Genomic DNA, 21,696 nt, shown 5'->3' with positions numbered 1-21,696 from the left:
CTCAGGCGGGGTCGCCGGGGCCGCGCCAGATCCGCACTTGGTACAGGAAGTCCGGCAGGGAGGTGGTGCTGTGGCGATAGCCGTTTTGCGCCAGCATGCGGTACAGCGGATGCGGTTCGCGCTCGATCAGCATGCACAGTTCGTCGGAGGCGCCAAGCCGGTCGAGCGCGTCGAGCGCCTGTTCGAGCGGCTCGGGCGGTTCCAGCCCGCGCACGTCGAGATGGTGTACCTGTGCGGCGCTCACGCCGCGCTCTCGCACGGGTCGAGCGCGGTGAAGCCGCGCATCGCCGCCAGCACTTGCGCGCGGCCGCGCGGCGCCAGCACCCTTTCGATCATCGGATAGACCAGGCCTTCCTCCTTTTCGCCGTGCTGGTGCAGCACCAGCAACAGCACCTCCGCATGCGTGTCGAAGGCGTCGCGGTCGAGGGCGTGGACCGAGTCGACCATGCGCTGGGCCACCGCGCGGATGCGCAGGTGCTCCGCGCGCATGACGCCGGTCGGGCTGGGCGCTCGTCCGATCGCCTGTTCGAAGGCGGGGAACAAGATGCGCTCCTCGATCAGCAAATGCCGTTCGAGCGCGTTCTGGAAGGCCGCCGCGGCGTCGCGCGCCTGCGACCATTGCCCGTGCAGCACGCAGCCGCTCGCGCGGCGCATCAGGGCGTCGCAGTGGTGATGGTCGTCGGCCATATAGCTGCTTAGAGTTTCCATTTTGTTCTCCCGCCGTTGCATCGATGACGCATTGTCTCCCCCCTGCGTGCTCAAAATCCTTGATGCACATTAAGGATTGGGGACGGCGCGGCGGGCTACAGTGCGGTCCCGACCATCCGAGCACAATTATGCATCCACACACCTCCGATTCGCCAGCGCGCCTAGAGCTGGTGTGCCCGGCCGGCAGCCTGCCGGCGCTCAAGGCGGCCGTCGACAACGGCGCCGATTGCGTCTACCTGGGTTTTCGCGACGCCACCAACGCGCGCAATTTCGCCGGTCTCAATTTCGACCAGGCCGCCATCGAGCAGGGCATCGCCTACGCCCATGCGCGCGGACGCAAGGTGCTGTTGGCGCTCAATACCTATCCGCAGCCGGACGCCGGCGCGCTGTGGCGAAACGCGATCGACCGCGCCGCCGGCGCCGGCATCGACGCCGTGATCCTGGCCGACCCCGGCCTGATGCGCTACGCCGCCGACAAGCACCCGCAACTGCGGCTGCACCTGTCGGTGCAGGGCTCGGCCACCAACGTCGAGGCGATCAATTTCTTCCACCACCACTTCGGCATCGCGCGCGCGGTGCTGCCGCGCGTGCTCTCGGTCGCGCAGGTCGAGCAGGTGGTGCGCAATACGCCGGTCGAGATCGAGGTGTTCGGTTTCGGCAGCCTGTGCGTCATGGTCGAGGGCCGCTGCGCGCTCTCGTCGTATGCCACCGGCGAGTCGCCCAACACGCACGGGGTCTGCTCGCCGGCCAAGGCGGTGCGCTGGCAAGAGACCGACGCGGGCCTCGAGGCGCACCTCAACGGCGTGCTGATCGACCGCTACGCGCCGGGGGAACAGGCCAACTATCCGACCCTGTGCAAGGGCCGCTTTGACGTCGCCGGCGAACAGTATTACGCGATCGAGGAGCCGGCCAGCCTCAACACGCTGGCGCTGCTGCCGCAACTGGCAGCGCTCGGCGTGCGCGCGATCAAGATCGAAGGGCGCCAGCGCAGCCCGGCCTACGTGGCCCAGGTCACGGCGGTGTGGCGCGAGGCGATCGACCAGTGCCTGGCCAACCCGCAGCGCTTCTCGCCGCGGCCGGGCTGGATGGCCGCGCTCGACAAGGTCGCCGAAGGCCAGCAGCACACGCTCGGCGCCTATCACCGCTCATGGAAATAATAAGGAATCAAACAATGTTGAAACTGGCCCTCGGCCCGGTACTGTATTACTGGCCGCGCGAGACGCTCTTGCGCTTTTACGACATGGTCGCGTCCAGCGCCGTCGACATCGTCTACCTTGGCGAGACGGTCTGCTCGCGCCGCCACGAACTGCGCCTGCCGGACTGGCTGGCCCTGGCCGACATGCTCGCCGCCGCCGGCAAGGAGGTGGTGCTCTCGACCCAGGCGCTGCTCGAATCGGGCAGCGACGTGGTCAACCTGCGCCGCATCACCGGCAACGGGCGTTATCTGGTCGAGGCCAACGACATGGGCGCGGTCCACTGCGTGCCGGCCGGGCAGGGCTTTGTCGCCGGGCCCCACCTCAACCTGTACAACGCCGACAGCCTGGCCCTGATGGCCGATCTGGGCGCGCGGCGCTGGGTGATGTCGCTCGAGATGGGGCGCGACGCGCTGGCGCTGATGCTGGCCAAGCTGCCGGCCGGCCTCCAGACCGAGGTGTTCGCCTACGGCCGCATGCCGCTGGCGTTCTCGGCGCGATGCTTCACCGCGCGCCAGCGCGACCTGGGCAAGGACGACTGCCGCTTCAGCTGCCTCGAGCACCCGGACGGCCTGACGCTGCGCACCCGCGACGGCGACGGCTTCCTCGTGCTAAACGGCACCCAGATCCAGTCGGAACTGACCTACAACCTGCTCGGCGAGCTGGCGCACATGGAGGCGATGGGCGTGGATGTGGCGCGCATCAGCCCGCAGGCGCAGGGCAGCGCCGAGGTGCTGGTGCTGTTCGACCTGGCGCGCCGCGGCCATCTCGATCCGGAGCTCGCCCAGGCCGGGCTGGCCACGCTGATGCCGTCCAAGGGTTGCGACGGCTATTGGTTCGGGCGCCCCGGCATGGCGCTTGGCACGCGGGAGGCGGCGTGACGACGGGCGCGCGCCGCAAGGCCGGCGCGGCCGGTGGCGGCTGGCCGCGATTGCCCGTGTATCCCGGCTCGGTGTTGTTCGCCACGGGTCTGAACCTGGTCGTCGCGCCCCAGTTGCCGTCCGACGTGCGCGCCGCCCTCGAGGGCAGGGCGGTGCGGATCTGGGTGCGCGACACGCCGCTGTGTTTCGATGTCGGCTGGCGCGGCACGCGCTTCGCCGCGCTGGACGGAACCCAAAAGCCGGACCTGGCGATCGGCGCGAGCGCGCGCGACTTCGTGCTTCTGGCGCAGCGGCGCGAGGATCCGGACACGCTGTTCTTCGCGCGCCGCCTCGTCATGGAGGGCGACACCGAACTCGGCCTGCTGGTGAAAAACACGATCGACGCGATCGACCTCGCGCTGCTCGACCCGGCCCGCCTGTTGCCGCCGCTGCCGCCGCCGCTCGCCGCGGCCCTGCGGCGCGTGTTCGCGGCCGCGCGCGGCGCCTAGTCACTTTGCAGGCGCCCGGCTAATCATTGCGCCGTGCCCGCCTGGTTCCTTTTCCGGCGCGCGCGCGGTTACTGTTTCAACTTCAACCATTCCAGATACCCCAGCCATCATGAACCTGTCCCGTACCCTGCTCGACGCCCTCCATCAACATGGGGCGCGCGAGATCTTCGGCATTCCCGGCGACTTTGTGCTCGCCTTTTTCCAGCAGGTGGTGGACGCCGGCGTCCTGCCGCTGTACACCCTCAGCCACGAGCCGGCGGTTGGCTTTGCCGCCGACGCGTCCGCGCGCTACCACACCCGCCTGGGCGTGGCCGCGGTCACCTACGGCGCCGGCGCCCTCAACATGGTCAACGCGGTGGCCTCGTCGTATGCCGAGAAGGTGCCGCTGGTGGTGATCTCGGGCGCGCCCGGCGCCGGCGAACGGCAAAGCGGCTTCCTGCTGCACCACCAGGCCAGGACGCTCGACTCGCAGCTCGCGATCTTCCGCGAGATCACCTGCGACCAGGTGGTCCTGGACGACGCCGCGCGCGCGCCGGCCGACATCGCGCGCGTGCTGCGCAGCTGCCTGACCCACTCGCGCCCGGTCTACATCGAGCTGCCGCGCGACATGGTCGACGCGCCGTGCGGGCCGGCCACCACATGCGCCGCGGCGCACACCGATCCGGACGCGCTCGAGGCCTGCGTAGGCGAAGTGCTGGCGCGGCTGCGGGCGGCGCGCGCGCCGGTGTTGCTGGTCGGCGTCGAGATCCGCCGCTTCGGCATTGAGGCCAAGGTCGCGCAATTGGCGCGCCTGCTCAATATGCCCGTGGCGACCACCTTCATGGGCAGCGGCCTGATGGCCGGCTGCGACGCCTCCCTGCTCGGCACCTACCTCGGCGTTGCCGGCCCGGCCGCGATCACGCGCGCGGTCGAGGGCTCGGACGCGCTGCTGATGCTCGGGGTGATCATCTCGGACACCAATTTCGGCGTGTCGGAAACGGCGATCGACATGCGCGGCGCGATCCTCGCGCTCGACGGCGAGGTCGCCATCGCGCACCACGTCTATCCGCGCATCGGCATCGAGGCGCTGGTCGACGCCTTGATCGTTCGCGCCGGCCCCCTGCCGGCCGAACCTGTCGCCCCGGAGCCGGCGCCGCCGTGCGTGCGCGGCCTCGAGGCCGACGGCGCACCGATCGGCCCGGACGACATCGCGCGCGCCGTCAACGACGCCATGTTTGAGCACGGGCGCATGCCGATCGCGGCCGACATCGGCGACTGCCTGTTCACCGCGTTAGGCATGGAAAACACGGCGCTGCTGGCGCCCGGCTACTACGCGACCATGGGCTACGGCGTGCCGGCAGGGATTGGCCTTCAGGCCGGCGGCGGCGAACGGCCGCTGATATTGGTCGGCGACGGCGCCTTCCAGATGACCGGCTGGGAGTTGGGCAACTGCCAGCGCTATGGCTGGGACCCGATCGTCATCGTATTCAATAACTGTAGCTGGGAGATGCTGCGCGCGTTCGCCCCGCAGGCGGCGTTCACCGATCTGAGCGATTGGCATTTCGCCGACATGGCCGCCTCGCTGGGCGGGCAGGGCTACCGGGTGCAGACCCGGCGCGAGCTGCAACAGGCGCTGACACAAGCGCTGGCCACGCGCGGCAAGTTCCAGTTGATCGAGGCGATGATCCCGCGCGGGGTGCAGTCAACCACGTTGACGCGCTTCGTGCAGGGCGTGCGCCGCCTGCAGCACGCGGCGCCCGCTAAGCCGTCCGAAACGTAAACTGCTCGAAGCGCGCGGCGATGCGCGCCAATGCGTCCGCGCCCATGCAGGGGGTGGCGCCGCTGGCGACCAGCGCCGGGTTGGCGCAGCCTTGGGTCCTAAAGCTTTGCAAGGCGTAGTTGCGCACCCCGGCACCAGCCAGCATCTCGGCCAGCGCCTCGACCTCGGCCTCGTCGTGCAGCACCGGGTGCAAGGTGGTGCGGCATTCGTGCGCGACGCCGCTGGCGAGGATGGCCTCCATGCAGGCGCGCGCGGGCTCGCCGCTGCCGGCCACGCCGGTGATGCCCGGGTACGACCCGAACGAGGTCTTGATGTCGAAGCCGACCCAGTCGAGCATCGGCAGCACCGCCTCCAGGCGGCGCGGATAGATGCAGGCGGTATGCAGGCCGACCGCCAGTCCCATCTCGCGCGCCGCCGCGATCGCGTCGGGCAGGGCAGGGTCGATGGTCGGCTCGCCGCCCGAAAACACCACGCCATCGAGCAGCCCGGCGCGCCGCCGCAGCAGCTCCGCCACGTCGCCCCACACCAGCGCGCCGCGCTTGCGCGGCTGCAGGTGGGGGTTGTGGCAGTAGCCGCAGCGCCACGGGCAGCCCTGCACGAACACCACGGCGGCGAACTTGCCGGGGTAGTCGGTCGCGCTGAACGGGACCAGCCCGCCCACCCGCAACGCGCCGGCGTTCACGCCAGAACGCCCGCGGCCAGGCTGGTCTCGGTGAAGCAGGTGCGTTCGTGGAATTCGCCCTTTTTTCCGGTGTTGAAGGACGAGACCGGGCGGTGGTAGCCCATCACGCGGGTCCAGATTTCGCAGCGCTGGCGTTCGTCGTCGTGCAGCGTGACGGTTTTCGGTGCGATGTAGGTGGGTTGGTTCATTTCAGCCATGACAATCTCCTGGGGTGGTGGGTGGTTACGCGGGTTCGCGTTGTTTGCGTGCGATCAGTTCGGCATCGCACTTGGGACAGAAAGGGTGGCTGCCGCCAAGGTAGCCATGTTTCGGGCAGATCGAAAAGCTCGGCGTGACGGTGATGTACGGCAGCCCGAAGCGGCCCAGCGCGCGGCGCACCAGATCGCGGCAGGCGTTGGCGCTCGAGAGCGGCTCGTTCATGTACAGGTGCAGCACGGTGCCGCCCGTGTACTTGCGCTGCAGCGCGTCCTGCCGCTCGAGCGCCTCGAACGGGTCGTCGGTGAAGCCGACCGGCAGTTGCGACGAGTTGGTGTAGTAGGGCATCTCGCGCGTGCCCGCCTGCAGGATGTCCGGATGGCGCTTGCGGTCCTCCTTTGCGAAGCGGTAGGTGGTGCCTTCGGCCGGCGTGGCCTCGAGGTTGTACATGTGGCCCGTCTGGTCCTGGAATTCGAGCATGCGCGCGCGCACATGGTCGAGCAGGCGCAGCGCGAACGCGTGGCCCCAGTCGCTGGTGATGTCCTGTTCGCCCCAGGTGAAGTTGCGGATCATCTCGTTGACGCCGTTCACGCCCAGCGTCGAGAAGTGGTTGCGCAGGGTGCCCAGGTAGCGTTTGGTGTACGGGAACAGGCCGTTGTCCATGTGGCGCTGGATGACCTTGCGCTTGATCTCGAGGCTGTCGCGGCCCAGTTCGAGCAGGCGGTCGAGCGCCTCGAACAGGCCCTCCTCGTCGTCGGCGTGCAGGTAGCCTAGGCGGGCGCAGTTGACCGTGACCACGCCGAGCGAGCCGGTTTGCTCGGCCGAGCCGAACAGGCCGTTGCCGCGTTTGAGCAGCTCGCGCAGGTCCAGCTGCAGCCGGCAGCACATCGAGCGGATCATGTTCGGCTTGAGTTCGGAATTGAGGAAGTTCTGGAAGTAGGGCAGCCCGTAGCGCGCCGTCATCTCGAACAGCAGCTCGGCGTTCGGGCTGTGCCACGCGAAGTCCTCGGTGATGTTGTAGGTCGGGATCGGGAAGGTGAACACGCGGCCCTTGGCGTCGCCCGTCATCATGATCTCGATGTAGGCGCGGTTGATCATGTCCATCTCGCGCTGCAGCTCGCCGTAGGCGAAGGGCATCTCCACGCCGGCGATCACGGGCGTCTGTTCGCGCAGGTCCTCGGGGCAGACCCAGTCGAAGGTCAGGTTGGTGAACGGGGTCTGGGTGCCCCAGCGCGACGGCACATTGAGGTTGTAGATCAGCTCCTGGATGTACTGCTTGACCTCCTCGTAGGTGAGCGCGTCGTTGCGCACATAGGGCGCCATGTAGGTGTCAAACGAGCTGAAAGCCTGGGCCCCGGCCCATTCGTTCTGCAAGGTGCCGAGGAAGTTGACGATCTGGCCGATCGCGCTCGACATGTGCTTGGGCGGGCCCGATTCGATCTTGCCGGGCACGCCGTTGAGGCCCTCGGCCAGCAGCATGCGCAGCGACCAGCCCGCGCAGTAACCGGCCAGCATGTCGAGGTCGTGGATGTGCAGGTCGGCGCAGCGGTGCGCCGCGCCCACCTCGGGCGGGTACACGTGGTCGAGCCAGTAGTTGGCGATGACTTTGCCCGACACGTTCAGGATCAATCCGCCGAGCGAATAACCCTGGTTGGCGTTGGCGTTGACGCGCCAGTCGCGCTGCTCGAGGTATTCGTTCATCGAGGCTTCGACATCGACGAGGCTCTTGCGGTCGCGCCGCAGGCTGTGGTGCTGTTCGCGGTAGACCACGAAAGCGCGCAGGGTGGCGCGCCGGCCCGCCGCGAACAGCGCCGCCTCGACCGCGTCCTGGACCTGTTCGACGGTGGGGACAGCGGCCGGCGCGAGGTAGTGCGTGGCGGCCTCCAGGGCCAGGCTGGTGGCCTGGCCGGTATGCAGTTCGGCGCTGGCTTGCCCCGCGCGGCGGATGGCCGACTCGATGCGGGCCAACTCGAAGGGGACGACGCGGCCATCGCGTTTGACGATGCGGGCGGGAAGTTGGGTGGGATTTTGGTTCATGGATTCTCCGTTGACCACAATATGTAGTGACGGGGATAGATTAAATACTATATCTAGTTGGGTCAACGCGAAATGCGGCCGATGTCGATTTGCTTGATCCAGATTGGGTTTGGCGGGCGGCGGGCGCCCGCGCGTCGGCGGCGCGGCGCCGTCCTGCCGGTCAGGTGATCGAAAAATCGATGACGATTTCGCCGGGCGACCTGGCCACGTAGCGCACCGTCACGCGCTGCCCGAACACCTGCTCGATTTGCTCGAGCAGGGGAAGCGGATCATGGTCGTTACAAAAGCGCATGGTCTCGCCCGGGTTGAGCGCCTTGAGCGCGCCGAAAATGGCGGCGTGGCGGAAGCGCTTGGCGACGCCGCGCGCGTCGAACGGATGCAGGATGGCGGCGCTGCCGCTTGAACAATCGTGTGCCATGTTGGTTCTCCATCAAATTGAAAAAAGCGGGCCGCCCACAGGCGGCCCGCCGGTTGGGATCAGGGACGCTGCGGCGCCATCGAACCGACGACCACGGTCTTGCCGCGCCCGCCCGTGGCCAGTCGCCAGGCGAACAGGGCCAGGCAAGCGCAGCCGATGGCGAACACCACGTCGCCGGGAACGCGCATCCAGACCAGGGTTTCCATCACCTGCGAGTGGACGAACTCCGGCGAACGGGCGTACCAGGTGCCCTTGGTGACGCTGGCCCAGGCCTGGTAGATGCCGGACGGGACCAGCGACATGAAGACCATCATCGCCAGGCCGATATTGAGCGACCAGAACATCGGCGCGAGCAGGCGGTCGGACCAGGCGGCGCGCTCGGTGAGGCCGCGCAGGCAGAACAGCATCAGGCCGATGCCGAGCATGCCGTACACGCCAAACAGCGCGGCGTGGCCGTGGGCGGCGGTCAGGTTAAGGCCCTGCATGTAGTACAGCGCGATCGGGGTGTTGATCGCAAAGCCGAGCAGGCCCGCGCCGACCACGTTCCAGAAACCGACCGCGATGAAGCACAGGATCGGCCACTTGTAGGCCTGCACCCAGGGCGCCGCCTTCGAGCGCTTGTAGTTGCGCCAGGCCTCGACCCCGATCATCGCCAATGGGACCACCTCGAGCGCCGAGAACATCGCGCCGATCGCGATCACGAAGGTTGGCGTGCCGGTGAAGTACAGGTGGTGCAGGGTGCCCAGGATGCCGCCGAACAGGAACACGATGGTCTCGAGGATGATGGCGCTGTTGGCGGTGGCCGCGCCGATCAGGCCGAGGCGGGTGAACAGCAGCGCGATGACGGCGGTGGCGAACACCTCGAAGAAGCCTTCGACCCACAGGTGGACCAGCCACCAGCGCCAGTATTCGACCATCGCGTAGTGGGTGCTCTTGCCCCAGGTGAGCGAGGTGGCGTAGAAGCCGCCGATGCACAGCGCGGCCAGGAACACCATGGCGATCAGGCCGCGGGAGGACGACGGCGTGCGCAGCGCCGGCCACAGGCCGCGTCCGAGCAGCAGCACCCAGATCAAGAGCCCGACGAACAGCAGGATCTGCCACACCCGGCCCATGCTGGTGAATTCGAGACCCTGGTTGCCGATCCAAAAACTGAAATCGGTGCCCAGGTGCTGCAAGGTGCCGAGCCAGCCGGTGACGGTCGAACCGGCCACGATGAACAGCAGGGCGTAGAACAGCACATTGACGCCGAGCGCCTGGTATTTTGGCTCCTTGCCCGAGATGGCCGGCGCGATGTACAGGCCCGTGGCCAGCCATGCGGTGGCGATCCACAACACCGCGAACTGGGTATGGATGGTGCGGCTGACGATGAACGGCAGGACGCTGCCCAGCGGGATGCCGAAGAAGCTGTCGCCCTCGACCGCGTAGTGGGCCGTGACGATGCCCATGCCGACCTGCGCCAGGATCAGCGCGATGACGACATAGAAGTACTTGCGGGTGGCGCGCATCGAGGCGGTCGGCTTGAGATCGAACAGCGGATCGTTCTTGGGCGGGACGGGGTCGTCCTCCTCTTTGGCGCGGCCGTGGAAGAAGATCATGCCGGCGATCGCGCCGAGCATCAGGATGATGCTGGCGAACGACCAGATGCCGGCGCCGGCGGTGGGCTTGTTGCCCACCAGCGGCTCGTGCGGCCAGTTGCTGGTGTAGCTCAGGTCGCTCTCACCGGGGCGGTCGGTGGCGGCCGACCAGGCCGCCCAAAAGAAGAAGGCGGGCAGGGCTTTGAGGTCGTCCGGGTTGGCCAGGCTGCCCGGCTGCATCGCGTACTGTTCGCGCAGTTTGTCGAGGCTGCCGTCGGTGCCGAACAGGGAGGTGTAGTGCGCCGTCACCTCGCGCACGGCCTGGGCCCGTTCGGGCGAGAGCGTGACGGCGCCGGTGGCGGCGTCGTAGGTGTTGGCGCGCATCTCGTGGCGCAGGCGGGCGTCGAGCGCGGCCTGGTTCTCGCGGCCGATCTCCTCGTAGGGCTTGCCGAACTGCTTGAGCGACCAGATCGCGCGCAGCGCCAGCGCTTCGCGGTGCAGCCAGTCGGCCGACCAGTCGGGCGCGAGGTAGCTGCCGTGGCCCCAGACGGAGCCGAGCTGCTGGCCGCCGGCCGAGAGCCAGCTTTGCTGGCCGCGCTGCACCTGGCCCTCGGAGAACAATACATCGCCGTTGCTGCTGGCGACCTGGCGGGGGATTGGAGGGGCGGCCAGGTAGATCTCGGTTCCTACCCAGCCAAGGACGGCGAAGGAGAGGACGCAGATCACCGCGAGCCATCTCCAGAGTGTGCGGGAGTGATGCATAACGAATTCCTTTTTGTTGTCAGGCGCTGCGCAATATCGCGCCGCGTTAAAGATGCATTCTATTTACTTCATTAAAAAGTTGCAATAGAAGATGTAGATGATTTGTATCTTTTTGCGGTGTGATGCTCCGCCGGGCCGGGAAAGACGTATACTGGGTACTTCATTTGGCCACACGAACCCGCCGCCCCGATGCGATTGACCGCCTACACCGACTACACGCTGCGCACGCTGATCTATCTTGCGATGCACCGCGACCGCCTGGCCACGATCCAGGACATCGCCGACCTGCATGCGATCTCGAAGAACCACCTGATGAAGGTGGTGCACCAGCTCGGCCGCATTGGTTTGATCGAGACCGTGAGGGGCCGCAACGGCGGCATGCGGCTCGGGCGCGACCCGGCCGAGATCAACATCGGCGAGGTGGTGCGTTCGAGCGAGACGGACTTTTTTATGGCCGAGTGCTTCGACCCGGCCAGCAACTCGTGCCAGCTGGCGCCGGCCTGCGCGCTCAAGGGGGTGCTGGGCAGCGCCACAGCGGCGTATCTGGCGGTGCTTGATGCGGTCACGCTGGCGGACCTGGTCGCGTCCAGGAGCAAGCGCGCCGGCAGCTCCCCCATCGTGTTCCAGCGGTGAGACGTTAAAAAGCTTCAGAGATCGCAGAACCGTATCTGCACAAACTAAAACCAACGTCATCCCGCGAAACAAACAGCATCATCTCGCGATGAAGCCAACGTCATCCCCGCGAAAAAGCCAGCGTCATCCCCGCGAAAGTGCAAACGCATGCGTTTGCCCCATAATAAGCATCCAGTTATGGGCCTTCAATAATTTTGGCGGCACAGTTCCCGAGCCTGAAGGTTCGAACTCCGCGTATAGGCATGTGCCGTATGGGTCCCCGCTTTTGCGGGGATGACGTTGGTTATTTTTTCGATCAGGACTTAGTGTGCATACCCGCGAAAAAACCAACGTCATCCCCGCGAAAGCGGGGACCAGTAATGAGCATCCAGTTATGGGCCTTCAAAAATTTTGGCGGCACAGTTCCCGAGCCTGAAGGTTCGAACTCCGCGTATAGGCATGTGCCGTATGGGTCCCCGCTTTTGCGGGGATGACGTTGGTTATTTTTTCGATCAGGACTTAGTGTGCATACCCGCGAAAAAACCAACGTCATCCCCGCGAAAGCGGGGACCAGTAATGAGCATCCAGTTATGGGCCTTCAAAAATTTTGGCGGCACAGTTCCCGAGCCTGAAGGTTCGAACTCCGCGTATAGGCATGTGCCGTATGGGTCCCCGCTTTTGCGGGGATGACGTTGGTTATTTTTTCGATCAGGACTTAGTGTGCATACCCGCGAAAAAACCAACGTCATCCCCGCGAAAGCGGGGACCAGTAATGAGCATCCAGTTATGGGCCTTCAAAAATTTTGGTGGCACAGTTCCCGAGCCTGAAGGTTCGAACTCCGCGTATAGGCATGTGCCGTATGGGTCCCCGCTTTTGCGGGGATGACGTTAATTTTTCTTTGCCTAAGATCCCGCGACACGATTTCTGCAGCGACTAAACTGCAATGCCCCCTGCCTTGGAAGACATCCTTCCGTCGCCCCGAGCGGCATTTTTGATTCGAGAGCCTATCCATCCGGCCTAGCCCCACTAGTCACTTCGGCCGATCCCGCTAGCCTGATTGCCTTTCCCAAATCTCCCTAGTACCAATAGTTCACAGCGCCCGCACTGCGTAACCTTGTCGCATCAGGTATAGCGTCGGGGAGACGGACATGGCAAGCAAGGCCCAGCAGCAAATTGCGGTATTGGGAAGCAGTACTTTCGCATTCACGATCTGCTTCGCGGTGTGGATGATCTTCGCCGTGCTCGGCATCCCGATCAAGACCCAGCTCGGGCTCAACGAGACCGAGTTCGGCCTGCTCGCGGCCACCCCGGTGCTCTCCGGTTCGCTCGTGCGCGTCCCGCTCGGCATCTGGACCGACCGCTTCGGCGGGCGCATCGTGTTCTTCGTGCTGATGCTCGCGACGGTGCCGCCGATCTGGCTGATGGGCTACGCCACCGCCTACTGGCACTTCCTGGTGCTCGGCCTGTTCATCGGCCTGGCCGGCGGCTCGTTCTCGGTCGGCACGCCCTACGTGGCACGCTGGTTCGGCAAGGAGCGCAAGGGCTTGGCGATGGGCATTTTTGGCGCCGGCAACTCCGGTTCGGCGCTCACCAAGTTCGTTGCCCCCGCCATCATCGCCTCGTTCGGCTGGCAGATGCTGCCCAAGGTGTACGCGGTTGCCATGCTGGCCACCGCCATCCTGTTCTGGGCCTTCTCGTACACCGACAAGGCGCACCAGGTCCCGGCCGCCGTCTCGTTCAGCGATCAGATGAAGGTCCTCAAGGACCCGCGCGTGTGGCGCTACTGCCAGTACTACTCGGTGGTGTTCGGCGGCTACGTGGCGCTGGCCCTGTGGATGACCAAATACTACGTGGCCGAATACGGCTTCAACATCGGGCTCGCCGCGCTGCTGGCGGCCTGCTTCTCGCTGCCCGGCGGCGTGCTGCGCGCGCTCGGCGGCTGGATCTCCGACAAATACGGCGCCTACAAGGTCACCTGGTGGGTCATGTGGGTGTGCTGGGTGTGCTTCTTCCTGCTGTCGTATCCGCAGACCAGCATGATCATCCAGACCGTCAACGGCCCGGCCAGCTTGGAGATCGGCCTGACCCCGCTGATGTTCACGGTGCTGCTGTTTATCGTCGGCGTCGCCATGGCGGTCGGCAAGGCATCGGTCTTCAAGTTCATCGCCGACGACTTCTCCGACAACATCGGCGCCGTCTCCGGCGTGGTCGGCCTCGCCGGCGGCCTGGGCGGCTTCGTGCTGCCGATTATGTTCGGCGCCCTGGTCGACCTGACCGGCGTGCGCACCTCCGCCTTCATGCTCTTGTACGGCACCGTCTGCGTGTCGCTGGTGTGGATGCACTACTCGTTCAAAGGGCAAGGCCAGGCCCAGGCCGCCAAGGCGCCCGTCCTGCAAGCCGTTCTCGCCTAACGTTCCCGCACAATTATCCAGGAGACTGTCATGAGCAAATATGTAATCACAACGTGGGAGCCGGAGACCCCGGCTTTCTGGAAAAAGACCGGGCGCGGCACCGCCCAGCGCAACCTGTGGATCTCGATCCCGGCGCTGCTGCTCGCGTTCGCCGTGTGGATGGTCTGGAGCGTGGTCGTGGTCAACCTGCCCAACATCGGCTTCAAGTACAGCACCAACCAGCTGTTCTGGCTGACCGCGCTGCCGGGCCTGTCGGGCGCCACGCTGCGCATCTTCTACTCGTTCATGGTGCCCATTTTTGGCGGGCGCAAATGGACCGCGCTGTCGACCGCCTCGCTGCTGGTGCCGGCGATCGGCATTGGTTTTGCGGTGCAGGACGTCAACACCGGCTACCCGACCATGCTGCTGCTGGCGCTGCTGTGCGGTTTCGGCGGCGGCAATTTCGCCTCGTCGATGGCCAACATCAGCTTCTTCTATCCCAAGGCGCAAAAGGGCCAGGCGCTCGGCATGAACGCCGGCCTGGGCAACCTGGGGGTGTCGGTGGTGCAGTTCGTGGTGCCGCTGGTGATCACCATCGGTCTGTTCGGCGCGCTCGGCGGCGAATCCCAGACCTGGGTCAAGGGCGACGCCAGCAAGTCGATGTGGCTGCAGAACGCGGGCTTTATCTGGGTGCCGTTCATCGTCGTGACCACCCTGATGGCGTGGTTCGGCATGAACGACCTGGCCTCGGCCAAGGCCTCGTTCTCTGAGCAGGCGATCATCTTCAAACGCAAGCACAATTGGCTCATGTGCTGGCTTTACACGGGCACCTTCGGTTCCTTCATCGGTTACTCGGCCGGCTTTCCGCTGCTGATCAAGACCCAGTTCCCGGAGGTCAACCCGCTTGAATACGCCTTCCTCGGACCGCTCGTGGGCGCGCTCGCGCGCGTGGCGGGCGGCTTCATGGCCGACAAGCTCGGCGGCGCCCGCGTGACCCTGTGGACCTTCGTGGTGATGATCGGCGCCGTCATCGGCGTGCTCAACTTCCTGCCGCAGGCTGGCGCGGCGGGCAACTTCAGCGGCTTCTTCTGGATGTTCATGCTGCTGTTCGCCGGCACCGGCGTCGGCAACGCCTCGACCTTCCGCATGATCCCCGTGATCTTCATGACGGAGCGCCAGCGCGCGGCGGCCGGGCAGAACCGCGCGGCGCAGGACCAGGCGATCGTCGACGCCAACAAGGAGGGCGCGGCGGTGCTCGGTTTCACCTCCGCCGTGGCCGCCTACGGCGCCTTCTTCATCCCAAAAAGCTATGGCACCTCGATCGCGCTGACCGGCGGCCCCGATGCGGCCCTGTGGTGCTTCATCGCCTTTTACGCCTCGTGCATCGCGGTGACCTGGTGGTGCTACGCGCGGCGCAACGCCGCCATGCCTTGCTGACCTGGAGCCGATGATGAACCCAGACGCCATCCACCCCGCAGTCGAGTTCGACGCCGAACTGATCGCCCGTTTGAACCGGATGGGACCGCGCTACACCTCGTATCCGACGGCCGACCGCTTCGTGCCCGGCTTTGGCGCGGCCGACTACCGCGCCGCGGCCTCGGCCTGCGCGGGCGGCACGGCCGCGCGCGCGCTGTCGCTGTACGTGCACATCCCGTTTTGCGAGTCGCTGTGCTACTACTGCGCCTGCAACAAGCTGATCACCAATGACCACGGCAAGGCGGTCAAGTATCTGGGCTACCTGCAGCGCGAGATCGCGATACAGGGGCGCCTGTTTGAAGGCCGCAACAAGCTGTCGCAGCTCCACTTTGGCGGCGGCACCCCGACCTACCTGAGCGACGAGCAGATGGACGAGCTGCTGGCCAGCCTGCGCCGGTGGTTCGATTTCGCCCCCGATGGCGAGGGCGAGTATTCGATCGAGGTCGACCCGCGTACCGTGAGCCCGAAGCGGGTGGCGGTGCTGCGCCGGCAGGGCTTCAACCGCCTGAGCCTGGGCGTGCAGGACTTCGACCACGAGGTCCAGCGCGCCGTCAACCGCATCCAGCCCGAGGCGATGACGACCGATTTGATCAAGGCGGCGCGCGCCAACGGCTTCCATTCGGTGAGCATCGACCTCATCTACGGGCTGCCGAAGCAGACGCTGGCGACCATCGCGAGCACGCTCGAGAAGGTGATCGCGGCCGACCCGGACCGCATCGCCGTCTACAACTACGCGCACATGCCGAACCTGTTCAAGTCGCAGCGCTTGATCGCCGACGCCGACCTGCCCGCGCCCGAGGTCAAGCTGGCGATGCTGGGCCTGTGCATCGAGCGCCTGTGCGCGGCCGGCTATGTGTACATCGGCATGGACCATTTCGCCAAGCCCGGCGACGACCTCGCCCTGGCCCAGCGCCAGGGCCGGCTGCAGCGCAATTTCCAGGGTTATTCGACCCATGCCGAGGCCGAGATGGTGGCGCTGGGCGTGTCGGCCATCAGCGCCGTCGGCGGCACCTACAGCCAGAACGAGAAAAACCTGACGGCCTGGTACGCGCGGCTCGACCGGGACGAGCTGCCGGTCGCGCGCGGCGTTGTGCTGGACGAGGACGACCTGCTGCGGCGCGCGCTGATCGGCCAGTTGATGTGCAACTTCACCTTGCCCTACGCGAGCCTGGCGCTGCCCGGGGGTGGCAGCTTTGTCGCCTACTTCGCGCCCGAGCTGGAAAAGCTGCGCACGCTCGAGCGCGACGGCTTGGTCACCATCGGCGAACACGCGCTCGAGGTCACGCCACGGGGCCGGCTTTTGATCCGCAACGTGTGCATGGTGTTCGACCGCTACCTCGGCACGCCCGCCGATCCGGCCGCGGCCCAAACGCAGTCGCAGCCGCTGCGCTTTTCGCGCACCATCTGAGCGCGGCCATGGACAAGCCCCGGTTCTCCCCCGCGACCTTCCTGTCACGCATGGCCCTGTTCGCGGCGATGTCGCCGTCCGAACTGGCGGCGATCGCCGCCGGCACCACCGAGCGCCACGTCGAGAAGGGCGAGCTGATCTTCCGGCGCGGCGACCCCTGCCTTGGATTCCACCTCGTCATCTTCGGCCAAGTCAAGCTGGCCGCGACCAGCGCCAGCGGCGCGGAAAAAATCATCGAACTGATCGGACCCGGGCACAGTTTCGGCGAGGCTTTGATGTTCATGGAAAAACCGTACATCGTCTCGGCCACGGCGCTGGCCGACACGCTGCTGTTGCACGTGACGCGCGAGGTGGTGTTTGAAGGCATCGAGCAAGTGCCGGGCTTCGCGCGCAAGATGCTCGCCGGCCTGAGCCGGCGCATGCACGGCCTGATCTGCGACATGGAGTCGTATGCGCTGCGCTCGGGGACCCAGCGCGTGATCGGCTACCTGCTGCAGGGCGAGGACGCGGCCGACGGCCAGCAGGTGGTGCTGACCGTCAGCAAGGCCGTGGTGGCGTCGCGCCTGAATCTGACGCCCGAGCATTTCTCGCGCATCCTGTCCGAGCTCGGCGCCCACGGCCTGGTCGAAATGCACGGCAGGCAGGTGAAATTGCTCTCGATCGACGCGTTGCGAAGCTACGCGGGTTAAAAGGGACGATCCATGGAAGACATCGAAAAATTCGTGCGCGGCTTCAGCCGCTTCCAGCAGCAGTATTTTTCCGAGGACCATACGCTGTGGGACGCGCTGCGCGCCGGCCAGCGCCCGACCACCTTGCTGATCGGCTGCTGCGATTCGCGCGTCGACCCGGCGCTGCTGACTGGCAGCGACCCGGGCGACATGTTTGTGGTGCGCAATATCGCCAACCTGGTGCCGCCTTGCACGCCCGACGCGCCGCCGGGCGTCAGTTCGGCCATCGAATTTGCGATCTGCAACCTTGAGGTGGCGCGCGTCATCGTGCTCGGCCACGCGCATTGTGGCGGCATCCGCGCCTTGCTGGCGCCGCAGCAGGAGACGCGCGAGACCGACTTCGTCGAGCGCTGGATGCGCATCGCCGCGCCGGTGCGCGAGCGGGTGTTGCGCGAGCTGGCGCATAAAAGCTCGGAGGAGCGGCACACCGCCTGCGAACAGGCCAGCATCTTGCAGTCGCTAGACAACCTGCTGACCTATCCGTGGCTTAAACGGCGCGTCGACGAGGGCAAGCTGGTGTTGCACGGCTGGTACTTCGACATCGACACCGGCGCGCTGATGGCTTACTCCGCGTGCCAGCAGCGCTTTTTGCCGATCGTGTGCCCGATCAGCCCTGGCGGTCCGGTGCGGCCGGAGCCCGTCGCGGCCGCGTGAAGGTGGCCGGTGGCGCGGGAAAAGGGGCGCTTCGGCGGCCTTTTTTTTCGCCTGCCGAACAGTGCTACGCGGCAACTTAATGTAGTTACATAGACAACTTTTTTATCGCGGACCGGAATAATATCACCAAATCTCACGCTTTCAGCTGACTTGACGACAAATTTCGATGCTTTTCAGGCAAAACAACAAATGCTGCTGCGCAACATTGAAAGTTGATTGATGACACGAAATAAGCGAATACATTGTCTCCCGCTGCAGGCCTATCCGGTGCTGCAGAGTGCACGCAAGCCGACAGAGCTTGCGGCGACAGAAACCTAAATTCTCGGAGAACAACAATGCAGAACAAGCCTGGCAGGACCGTAATCGCAGCCGCCGTCAAGTTGGTCGTGGCCGCAGTGGCAATGGGTAGCGTCATGGGTGTCGCATCGGCCGCCGCGCCAGATAGCACCCGCGTCATCGTCAAATTCAAGCCGGGTCATGGCGCCAACATCAAGTCGGCGATCGCTGCCGCCAGGGGCAACGTCAAGCACGAGATCTTCGGCATGGACGCGATGGCAATCGAAGTACCGCTCACCGCCCTCAAGGGCCTGCAGAACAACCCGAACGTCGAATACGTCGAGGAAGACCTTGTCCGCCGCCCGTTCGCGCTGACTTCGGCCTCCACCGGCAGCCCTTACGCACTGGGCCAGCTGGTCCCATATGGCATCAAGCAAACCCAGTCCGACCTGCTGCCCGACACCTACGTCGGCAACCGCAAGGTCTGCATCATCGACTCCGGCATCGACCGCGCCCATGAAGACCTGGTCGGCAACAGCATCAACATGACCGGCCAGTACGATTCGGGCACCGGCAACTGGTACACCGACGAGAACAAGCACGGCACCCACGTGGCCGGCACCATCGCCGCGGTCAACGCCAGCGGCGTGGGCGTGGTCGGCGTGAACAGCAACAAGCGCCTCAAGCTGCACATCGTCAAGGTATTCGGCGCCAATGGCTGGGCTTACTCGTCGACCCTGGCGTCGGCCGCCAACCAGTGCGCCGCAGCCGGCGCCAACGTGATTTCGATGTCGCTGGGCGGCACATCGTCGAGCACCACGGAGTCGAACACCTTCGCCAGCCTGCAGTCGAAAGGCATCCTGAACATCGCCGCGGCAGGCAACGACGGCAATACCGTCGTGTCCTACCCGGCCGGCTACAGCAGCGTCATGATGGTCGCCGCGATCGACGAGTTCAAGCAGTGGGCCACGTTTTCACAGTACAACAGCCAGGTCGAAATCGCCGGTCCCGGCGTGGCCGTGCTGTCGACCGTGCCGACGAACACCGGTTCGGCGTCGGAGCTCAAGGTTTCCACCACGACCTACAAGCCGGGCGCCATCACCGGCGCGCCAAACAAGGTTGCGACGGGCACACTGGCCGATTTCGGCCTGGGCGACCGCACCAGCAGCACCGTGTCGGGCAAGGTCTGCCTGATTGCGCGCGGCACGGTCGACTTCGCCACGAAGGTCATGAACTGCCAGAACAGCGGCGGCGTTGGCGCGGTGATCTACAACAACGTGGCAGGCGGCTTCGGCGGCACCATGGGCACCACCATCGCGTCCATTCCTTCGGTCACGGCAAGCGACACCGAAGGCGCGGCAATGCGGGGCCAACTGGGCCTGGGCGCGACCGTCACGGTCAAGCGGACCAGCTACGGCTATTTGGACGGCACCTCGATGGCAACCCCGCACGTGTCCGCTGTTGCGGCACTGGTATGGAGCTACTTCCCGACCTGCACCGGCTCGCAGATCCGCACTTCGCTGACCAGGTCGGCACAAGACCTGGGCACCGTCGGACGCGACGTCAAGTATGGCTTTGGCCTGGTCCAGGCGAGGGCTGCGTACGACCGCATCCGCACCTACGGCTGCGGCGCGTAAGCTGCACTGAAAAACTGGAAAGGACGCTTCGGCGTCCTTTTTTTTGGTCACGTGCAAGCAGCAGCGTCATCCATTTTTGTATGGATCAGGGCAGGGCTATTCAAAAATGTATGGATTGCTTCCCAAGGACGCGGCCGTGATCAGCCTCAATCGGTCCCCTGTGGGCGAAAGACGCCGCTCACGTATGATCTGTGCTACCGGCTAGTATCGGGGCAGAAGACCGTCAACAAACAGGGGTGGCAATGTCAACGCATCGAATTTTCGGTACAGCATTTGCGAAGGTTTATCCCTTGTACGTCCAGAAAGCCGAGCGCAAGAACCGTACCAAAGAGGAAGTCGACCAGATCATTTGTTGGCTGACGGGGTATGACAGCTCTGGGCTGCAGCGGCAAATCGAACTTGAGAATGACTTCCAAACTTTTTTTGCTCAAGCACCAGCAATGCATCCGAACAGTAAGCTCATAAAGGGCGTGGTCTGCGGAGTTCGCGTGGAAGAAGTCGATGATCCGCTCATGCAGAAAATTCGCCATCTCGACAAGCTGGTTGATGAACTCGCAAAAGGTAAAGTAATGGGGAAAATATTGCGGGAATAGCGGGGAGGGCGGCGTGACCAGCTGGTCACGTATGATGTGCCTGCTACCGGCTAAAAAAGAGGACGGTCGTCCAATATTCGTCAATAACGCTTCACCCACACCATCATTTAGGAGATCGCATGTTCTATCATGTAATGATCGGTTCGAATGACATCGAACAGTCAAAACGGTTCTACGACGCCGTGCTCGGAACGCTCGGGGCAGGCGAACCGTTTCGCAACGAAGCCCCTTCAGGTCACATCAGGCTCTTTTACCGGCATGAGGGAAGCACCTTTTGCGTAAGCGAGCCGATCAACGGCGAAGAAGCGACATGCGCAAACGGCGGCACGATTGGCTTCAAATGCCACTCGCCCGAGCAGGTGCAGATATTCCACGACACCGCAGTCGCAAACGGCGGCCAATCCATTGAAGATCCACCGGGCCTGCGTGAAGGCGCCACGGGGGCAATGCACTTGGCCTATGTTCGTGATCCTGACGGTAATAAGCTATGCGCGATTTATCGGGTTAAGTAAGGCCTTTGGCCTCGGGGCCAATGCTGACAGCGTCGGCACTCCCCGTGCGCTCGCTGTCGGTCAGAAACGGCCGTCAACAACTTATTTTTCTTCCATGCAGAAACCATCCAAGCTCATTTTTCTCCCCGGGGCACTGGGTCGAACAGAATTTTGGCGGCCCGCCTCCGACCTGCTGACGTACCCGGCCTTGAAAGTGCATATGACCTGGCCCGGCTTTTGCGGCATTCCGCCGGACCCGAGCATCCGTGGCATTGACGATTTGGTGTCGAGGGTTCTTGACGACATTGACCAGCCCAGTGCCCTGATCGCCCAGTCGATGGGAGGTGTCGTTGCGCTACTTGCCGCGCTCAAGAAACCGGAGCTCATCACTCACTTGGTACTTTCCGTGACCTCGGGCGGATTGGGCTCGACTACCCTTGATGCCGAAGACTGGCGGCCGGCTGCCCAAGCGGTCGATTCCAGATTGCCCGATTGGTTCACCAACTATCACGAAGACTTAAAGCCGAGCTTATATGCTGTCCATGCCGACGCTGCTGTTGTGGGGTGATGCAGATCCGATCAGTCCGGTGAGCGTTGGTCGGCGTCTCGCTTCACTGCTGCCGCGGGCGGATTTGCACGTTATCCCCGGCGGAGACCACGGCGTGTGCTGCACTTTCGCGAACCTCGTAGCGCCGCTCATTGACCGGCACCTGTCTTCGTCGTCGATTTAAGC

22 protein-coding genes are annotated in these 21,696 nt (G+C 65.0%); 15 read left to right on the top strand and 7 right to left on the bottom strand.

All coding sequences use genetic code 11. From position 1 onward, the window contains the following. Nucleotide 1 precedes the first annotated feature (1 nt). Together C7C56_RS16840 and C7C56_RS16835 are read right to left on the bottom strand one after the other, a co-directional pair. On the bottom strand, nucleotides 2–244 hold the full coding sequence (locus C7C56_RS16840; protein ID WP_106758533.1) for a DUF2249 domain-containing protein: 243 nt from the start codon (nucleotides 242–244) through the stop codon (nucleotides 2–4). Further along, nucleotides 241–708 (bottom strand): hemerythrin domain-containing protein, encoded by a 468-nt coding sequence (locus tag C7C56_RS16835; RefSeq protein WP_181373212.1) that lies wholly within the window; start codon nucleotides 706–708, stop codon nucleotides 241–243. The genes C7C56_RS16840 and C7C56_RS16835 overlap by 4 nt, the downstream gene beginning before the upstream one ends. Before the next feature lie 128 nt (nucleotides 709–836). Between C7C56_RS16835 and ubiU the strand changes: the two genes are divergently transcribed. The 4 genes from ubiU to ipdC all read left to right on the top strand — a co-directional run bounded on the left by ubiU (nucleotide 837) and on the right by ipdC (nucleotide 5,029). Continuing rightward, nucleotides 837–1,865, top strand: coding sequence for a ubiquinone anaerobic biosynthesis protein UbiU (gene ubiU, locus C7C56_RS16830; RefSeq protein ID WP_106758531.1), 1,029 nt, complete (start codon nucleotides 837–839; stop codon nucleotides 1,863–1,865). A gap of 14 nt (nucleotides 1,866–1,879) precedes the next feature. Then, nucleotides 1,880–2,782 carry a ubiquinone anaerobic biosynthesis protein UbiV gene (ubiV, locus tag C7C56_RS16825; protein WP_106758530.1) on the top strand — a complete coding sequence of 301 codons (903 nt, stop codon included), beginning with the start codon at nucleotides 1,880–1,882 and terminating at the stop codon, nucleotides 2,780–2,782. Then, nucleotides 2,779–3,270, top strand: a complete 492-nt coding sequence (gene ubiT, locus C7C56_RS16820) for a ubiquinone anaerobic biosynthesis accessory factor UbiT (protein ID WP_106758529.1) — start codon at nucleotides 2,779–2,781, stop codon at nucleotides 3,268–3,270. Before ubiV ends, ubiT begins: the two co-directional genes overlap by 4 nt. Nucleotides 3,271–3,379: 109 nt before the next feature. After that, complete coding sequence (gene ipdC, locus C7C56_RS16815; protein WP_106758528.1) at nucleotides 3,380–5,029, top strand: indolepyruvate/phenylpyruvate decarboxylase; 1,650 nt, start codon at nucleotides 3,380–3,382, stop codon at nucleotides 5,027–5,029. Here the strand turns inward: ipdC and C7C56_RS16810 are convergent. The 5 genes from C7C56_RS16810 to C7C56_RS16790 all read right to left on the bottom strand — a co-directional run bounded on the left by C7C56_RS16810 (nucleotide 5,010) and on the right by C7C56_RS16790 (nucleotide 10,697). Continuing rightward, nucleotides 5,010–5,711 (bottom strand): anaerobic ribonucleoside-triphosphate reductase activating protein, encoded by a 702-nt coding sequence (locus C7C56_RS16810; protein WP_106758527.1) that lies wholly within the window; start codon nucleotides 5,709–5,711, stop codon nucleotides 5,010–5,012. The genes ipdC and C7C56_RS16810 overlap by 20 nt on opposite strands. Next, on the bottom strand, nucleotides 5,708–5,908 hold the full coding sequence (nrdD, locus tag C7C56_RS30335) for an anaerobic ribonucleoside-triphosphate reductase (protein ID WP_106758526.1): 201 nt from the start codon (nucleotides 5,906–5,908) through the stop codon (nucleotides 5,708–5,710). The genes C7C56_RS16810 and nrdD overlap by 4 nt, the downstream gene beginning before the upstream one ends. Before the next feature lie 25 nt (nucleotides 5,909–5,933). After that, nucleotides 5,934–7,943, bottom strand: a complete 2,010-nt coding sequence (locus C7C56_RS16800) for a ribonucleoside triphosphate reductase (RefSeq protein ID WP_106758525.1) — start codon at nucleotides 7,941–7,943, stop codon at nucleotides 5,934–5,936. 160 nt (nucleotides 7,944–8,103) lie between these two features. Further along, entirely contained in the window at nucleotides 8,104–8,361 is a 258-nt protein-coding gene (locus tag C7C56_RS16795) for a DUF2249 domain-containing protein (protein ID WP_106758524.1), read from the bottom strand. A gap of 59 nt (nucleotides 8,362–8,420) precedes the next feature. After that, nucleotides 8,421–10,697 carry a nitric-oxide reductase large subunit gene (locus tag C7C56_RS16790; RefSeq protein ID WP_106758523.1) on the bottom strand — a complete coding sequence of 759 codons (2,277 nt, stop codon included), beginning with the start codon at nucleotides 10,695–10,697 and terminating at the stop codon, nucleotides 8,421–8,423. 189 nt (nucleotides 10,698–10,886) lie between these two features. Between C7C56_RS16790 and C7C56_RS16785 the strand changes: the two genes are divergently transcribed. The 11 genes from C7C56_RS16785 (at nucleotide 10,887) to C7C56_RS30500 (ending at nucleotide 21,694) form a co-directional block, all read left to right on the top strand. After that, the gene (locus C7C56_RS16785; protein WP_106758522.1) at nucleotides 10,887–11,330 is read left to right on the top strand and encodes an RrF2 family transcriptional regulator; all 444 of its coding nucleotides are present in this window, start codon (nucleotides 10,887–10,889) and stop codon (nucleotides 11,328–11,330) included. A 1,128-nt stretch (nucleotides 11,331–12,458) separates the two neighbouring features. Next, nucleotides 12,459–13,721 (top strand): MFS transporter, encoded by a 1,263-nt coding sequence (locus C7C56_RS29385; RefSeq protein ID WP_219933174.1) that lies wholly within the window; start codon nucleotides 12,459–12,461, stop codon nucleotides 13,719–13,721. Between the two features lie 30 nt (nucleotides 13,722–13,751). Continuing rightward, nucleotides 13,752–15,137 (top strand): NarK family nitrate/nitrite MFS transporter, encoded by a 1,386-nt coding sequence (locus C7C56_RS29380; RefSeq protein ID WP_219933173.1) that lies wholly within the window; start codon nucleotides 13,752–13,754, stop codon nucleotides 15,135–15,137. Between the two features lie 13 nt (nucleotides 15,138–15,150). Then, nucleotides 15,151–16,584 (top strand): oxygen-independent coproporphyrinogen III oxidase, encoded by a 1,434-nt coding sequence (gene hemN / locus C7C56_RS16775; protein ID WP_106758540.1) that lies wholly within the window; start codon nucleotides 15,151–15,153, stop codon nucleotides 16,582–16,584. Nucleotides 16,585–16,592: 8 nt separating this feature from the next. Then, on the top strand, nucleotides 16,593–17,273 hold the full coding sequence (locus tag C7C56_RS16770; RefSeq protein WP_106758521.1) for a Crp/Fnr family transcriptional regulator: 681 nt from the start codon (nucleotides 16,593–16,595) through the stop codon (nucleotides 17,271–17,273). Between the two features lie 12 nt (nucleotides 17,274–17,285). After that, a complete protein-coding gene (locus C7C56_RS16765; RefSeq protein ID WP_106758520.1) occupies nucleotides 17,286–17,966 on the top strand; it encodes a carbonic anhydrase in 681 nt (226 codons plus the stop codon). A 335-nt stretch (nucleotides 17,967–18,301) separates the two neighbouring features. Then, a complete protein-coding gene (locus C7C56_RS16760; protein WP_106758519.1) occupies nucleotides 18,302–19,879 on the top strand; it encodes a S8 family serine peptidase in 1,578 nt (525 codons plus the stop codon). Between the two features lie 242 nt (nucleotides 19,880–20,121). Continuing rightward, nucleotides 20,122–20,472 (top strand): DUF2200 domain-containing protein, encoded by a 351-nt coding sequence (locus C7C56_RS16755; protein WP_106758518.1) that lies wholly within the window; start codon nucleotides 20,122–20,124, stop codon nucleotides 20,470–20,472. 119 nt (nucleotides 20,473–20,591) lie between these two features. Further along, on the top strand, nucleotides 20,592–20,984 hold the full coding sequence (locus C7C56_RS16750; RefSeq protein ID WP_106758517.1) for a VOC family protein: 393 nt from the start codon (nucleotides 20,592–20,594) through the stop codon (nucleotides 20,982–20,984). Then, nucleotides 20,932–21,531, top strand: a complete 600-nt coding sequence (locus C7C56_RS30505) for an alpha/beta fold hydrolase (protein ID WP_307719056.1) — start codon at nucleotides 20,932–20,934, stop codon at nucleotides 21,529–21,531. The genes C7C56_RS16750 and C7C56_RS30505 overlap by 53 nt, the downstream gene beginning before the upstream one ends. Beyond that, complete coding sequence (locus C7C56_RS30500; RefSeq protein ID WP_307719055.1) at nucleotides 21,497–21,694, top strand: alpha/beta fold hydrolase; 198 nt, start codon at nucleotides 21,497–21,499, stop codon at nucleotides 21,692–21,694. The genes C7C56_RS30505 and C7C56_RS30500 overlap by 35 nt, the downstream gene beginning before the upstream one ends. Nucleotides 21,695–21,696: the final 2 nt, after the last annotated feature.

Origin of the sequence: Massilia glaciei, from assembly GCF_003011895.2 — a bacterium.
Classification (GTDB): domain Bacteria; phylum Pseudomonadota; class Gammaproteobacteria; order Burkholderiales; family Burkholderiaceae_D; genus Telluria_A; species Telluria_A glaciei.
This window is presented reverse-complemented; position numbering and strand designations above follow the sequence as displayed.

Coding starts and splice junctions, on each gene's coding strand:
- C7C56_RS16765 (WP_106758520.1), top strand. CDS start 17,286: ATGGAAGACATCGAAAAATTCGTGCGCGGCTTCAGCCGCTTCCAGCAG.
- C7C56_RS16795 (WP_106758524.1), bottom strand. CDS start 8,361: ATGGCACACGATTGTTCAAGCGGCAGCGCCGCCATCCTGCATCCGTTC.
- C7C56_RS29380 (WP_219933173.1), top strand. CDS start 13,752: ATGAGCAAATATGTAATCACAACGTGGGAGCCGGAGACCCCGGCTTTC.
- C7C56_RS29385 (WP_219933174.1), top strand. CDS start 12,459: ATGGCAAGCAAGGCCCAGCAGCAAATTGCGGTATTGGGAAGCAGTACT.
- nrdD (WP_106758526.1), bottom strand. CDS start 5,908: ATGGCTGAAATGAACCAACCCACCTACATCGCACCGAAAACCGTCACG.
- C7C56_RS16785 (WP_106758522.1), top strand. CDS start 10,887: ATGCGATTGACCGCCTACACCGACTACACGCTGCGCACGCTGATCTAT.
- C7C56_RS16760 (WP_106758519.1), top strand. CDS start 18,302: ATGCAGAACAAGCCTGGCAGGACCGTAATCGCAGCCGCCGTCAAGTTG.
- C7C56_RS16750 (WP_106758517.1), top strand. CDS start 20,592: ATGTTCTATCATGTAATGATCGGTTCGAATGACATCGAACAGTCAAAA.
- C7C56_RS16800 (WP_106758525.1), bottom strand. CDS start 7,943: ATGAACCAAAATCCCACCCAACTTCCCGCCCGCATCGTCAAACGCGAT.
- ubiV (WP_106758530.1), top strand. CDS start 1,880: ATGTTGAAACTGGCCCTCGGCCCGGTACTGTATTACTGGCCGCGCGAG.
- C7C56_RS30505 (WP_307719056.1), top strand. CDS start 20,932: ATGTTCGTGATCCTGACGGTAATAAGCTATGCGCGATTTATCGGGTTA.
- ubiU (WP_106758531.1), top strand. CDS start 837: ATGCATCCACACACCTCCGATTCGCCAGCGCGCCTAGAGCTGGTGTGC.
- C7C56_RS16755 (WP_106758518.1), top strand. CDS start 20,122: ATGTCAACGCATCGAATTTTCGGTACAGCATTTGCGAAGGTTTATCCC.
- C7C56_RS16790 (WP_106758523.1), bottom strand. CDS start 10,697: ATGCATCACTCCCGCACACTCTGGAGATGGCTCGCGGTGATCTGCGTC.
- ipdC (WP_106758528.1), top strand. CDS start 3,380: ATGAACCTGTCCCGTACCCTGCTCGACGCCCTCCATCAACATGGGGCG.
- C7C56_RS16770 (WP_106758521.1), top strand. CDS start 16,593: ATGGACAAGCCCCGGTTCTCCCCCGCGACCTTCCTGTCACGCATGGCC.
- C7C56_RS16835 (WP_181373212.1), bottom strand. CDS start 708: ATGGAAACTCTAAGCAGCTATATGGCCGACGACCATCACCACTGCGAC.
- C7C56_RS30500 (WP_307719055.1), top strand. CDS start 21,497: ATGCTGTCCATGCCGACGCTGCTGTTGTGGGGTGATGCAGATCCGATC.
- hemN (WP_106758540.1), top strand. CDS start 15,151: ATGAACCCAGACGCCATCCACCCCGCAGTCGAGTTCGACGCCGAACTG.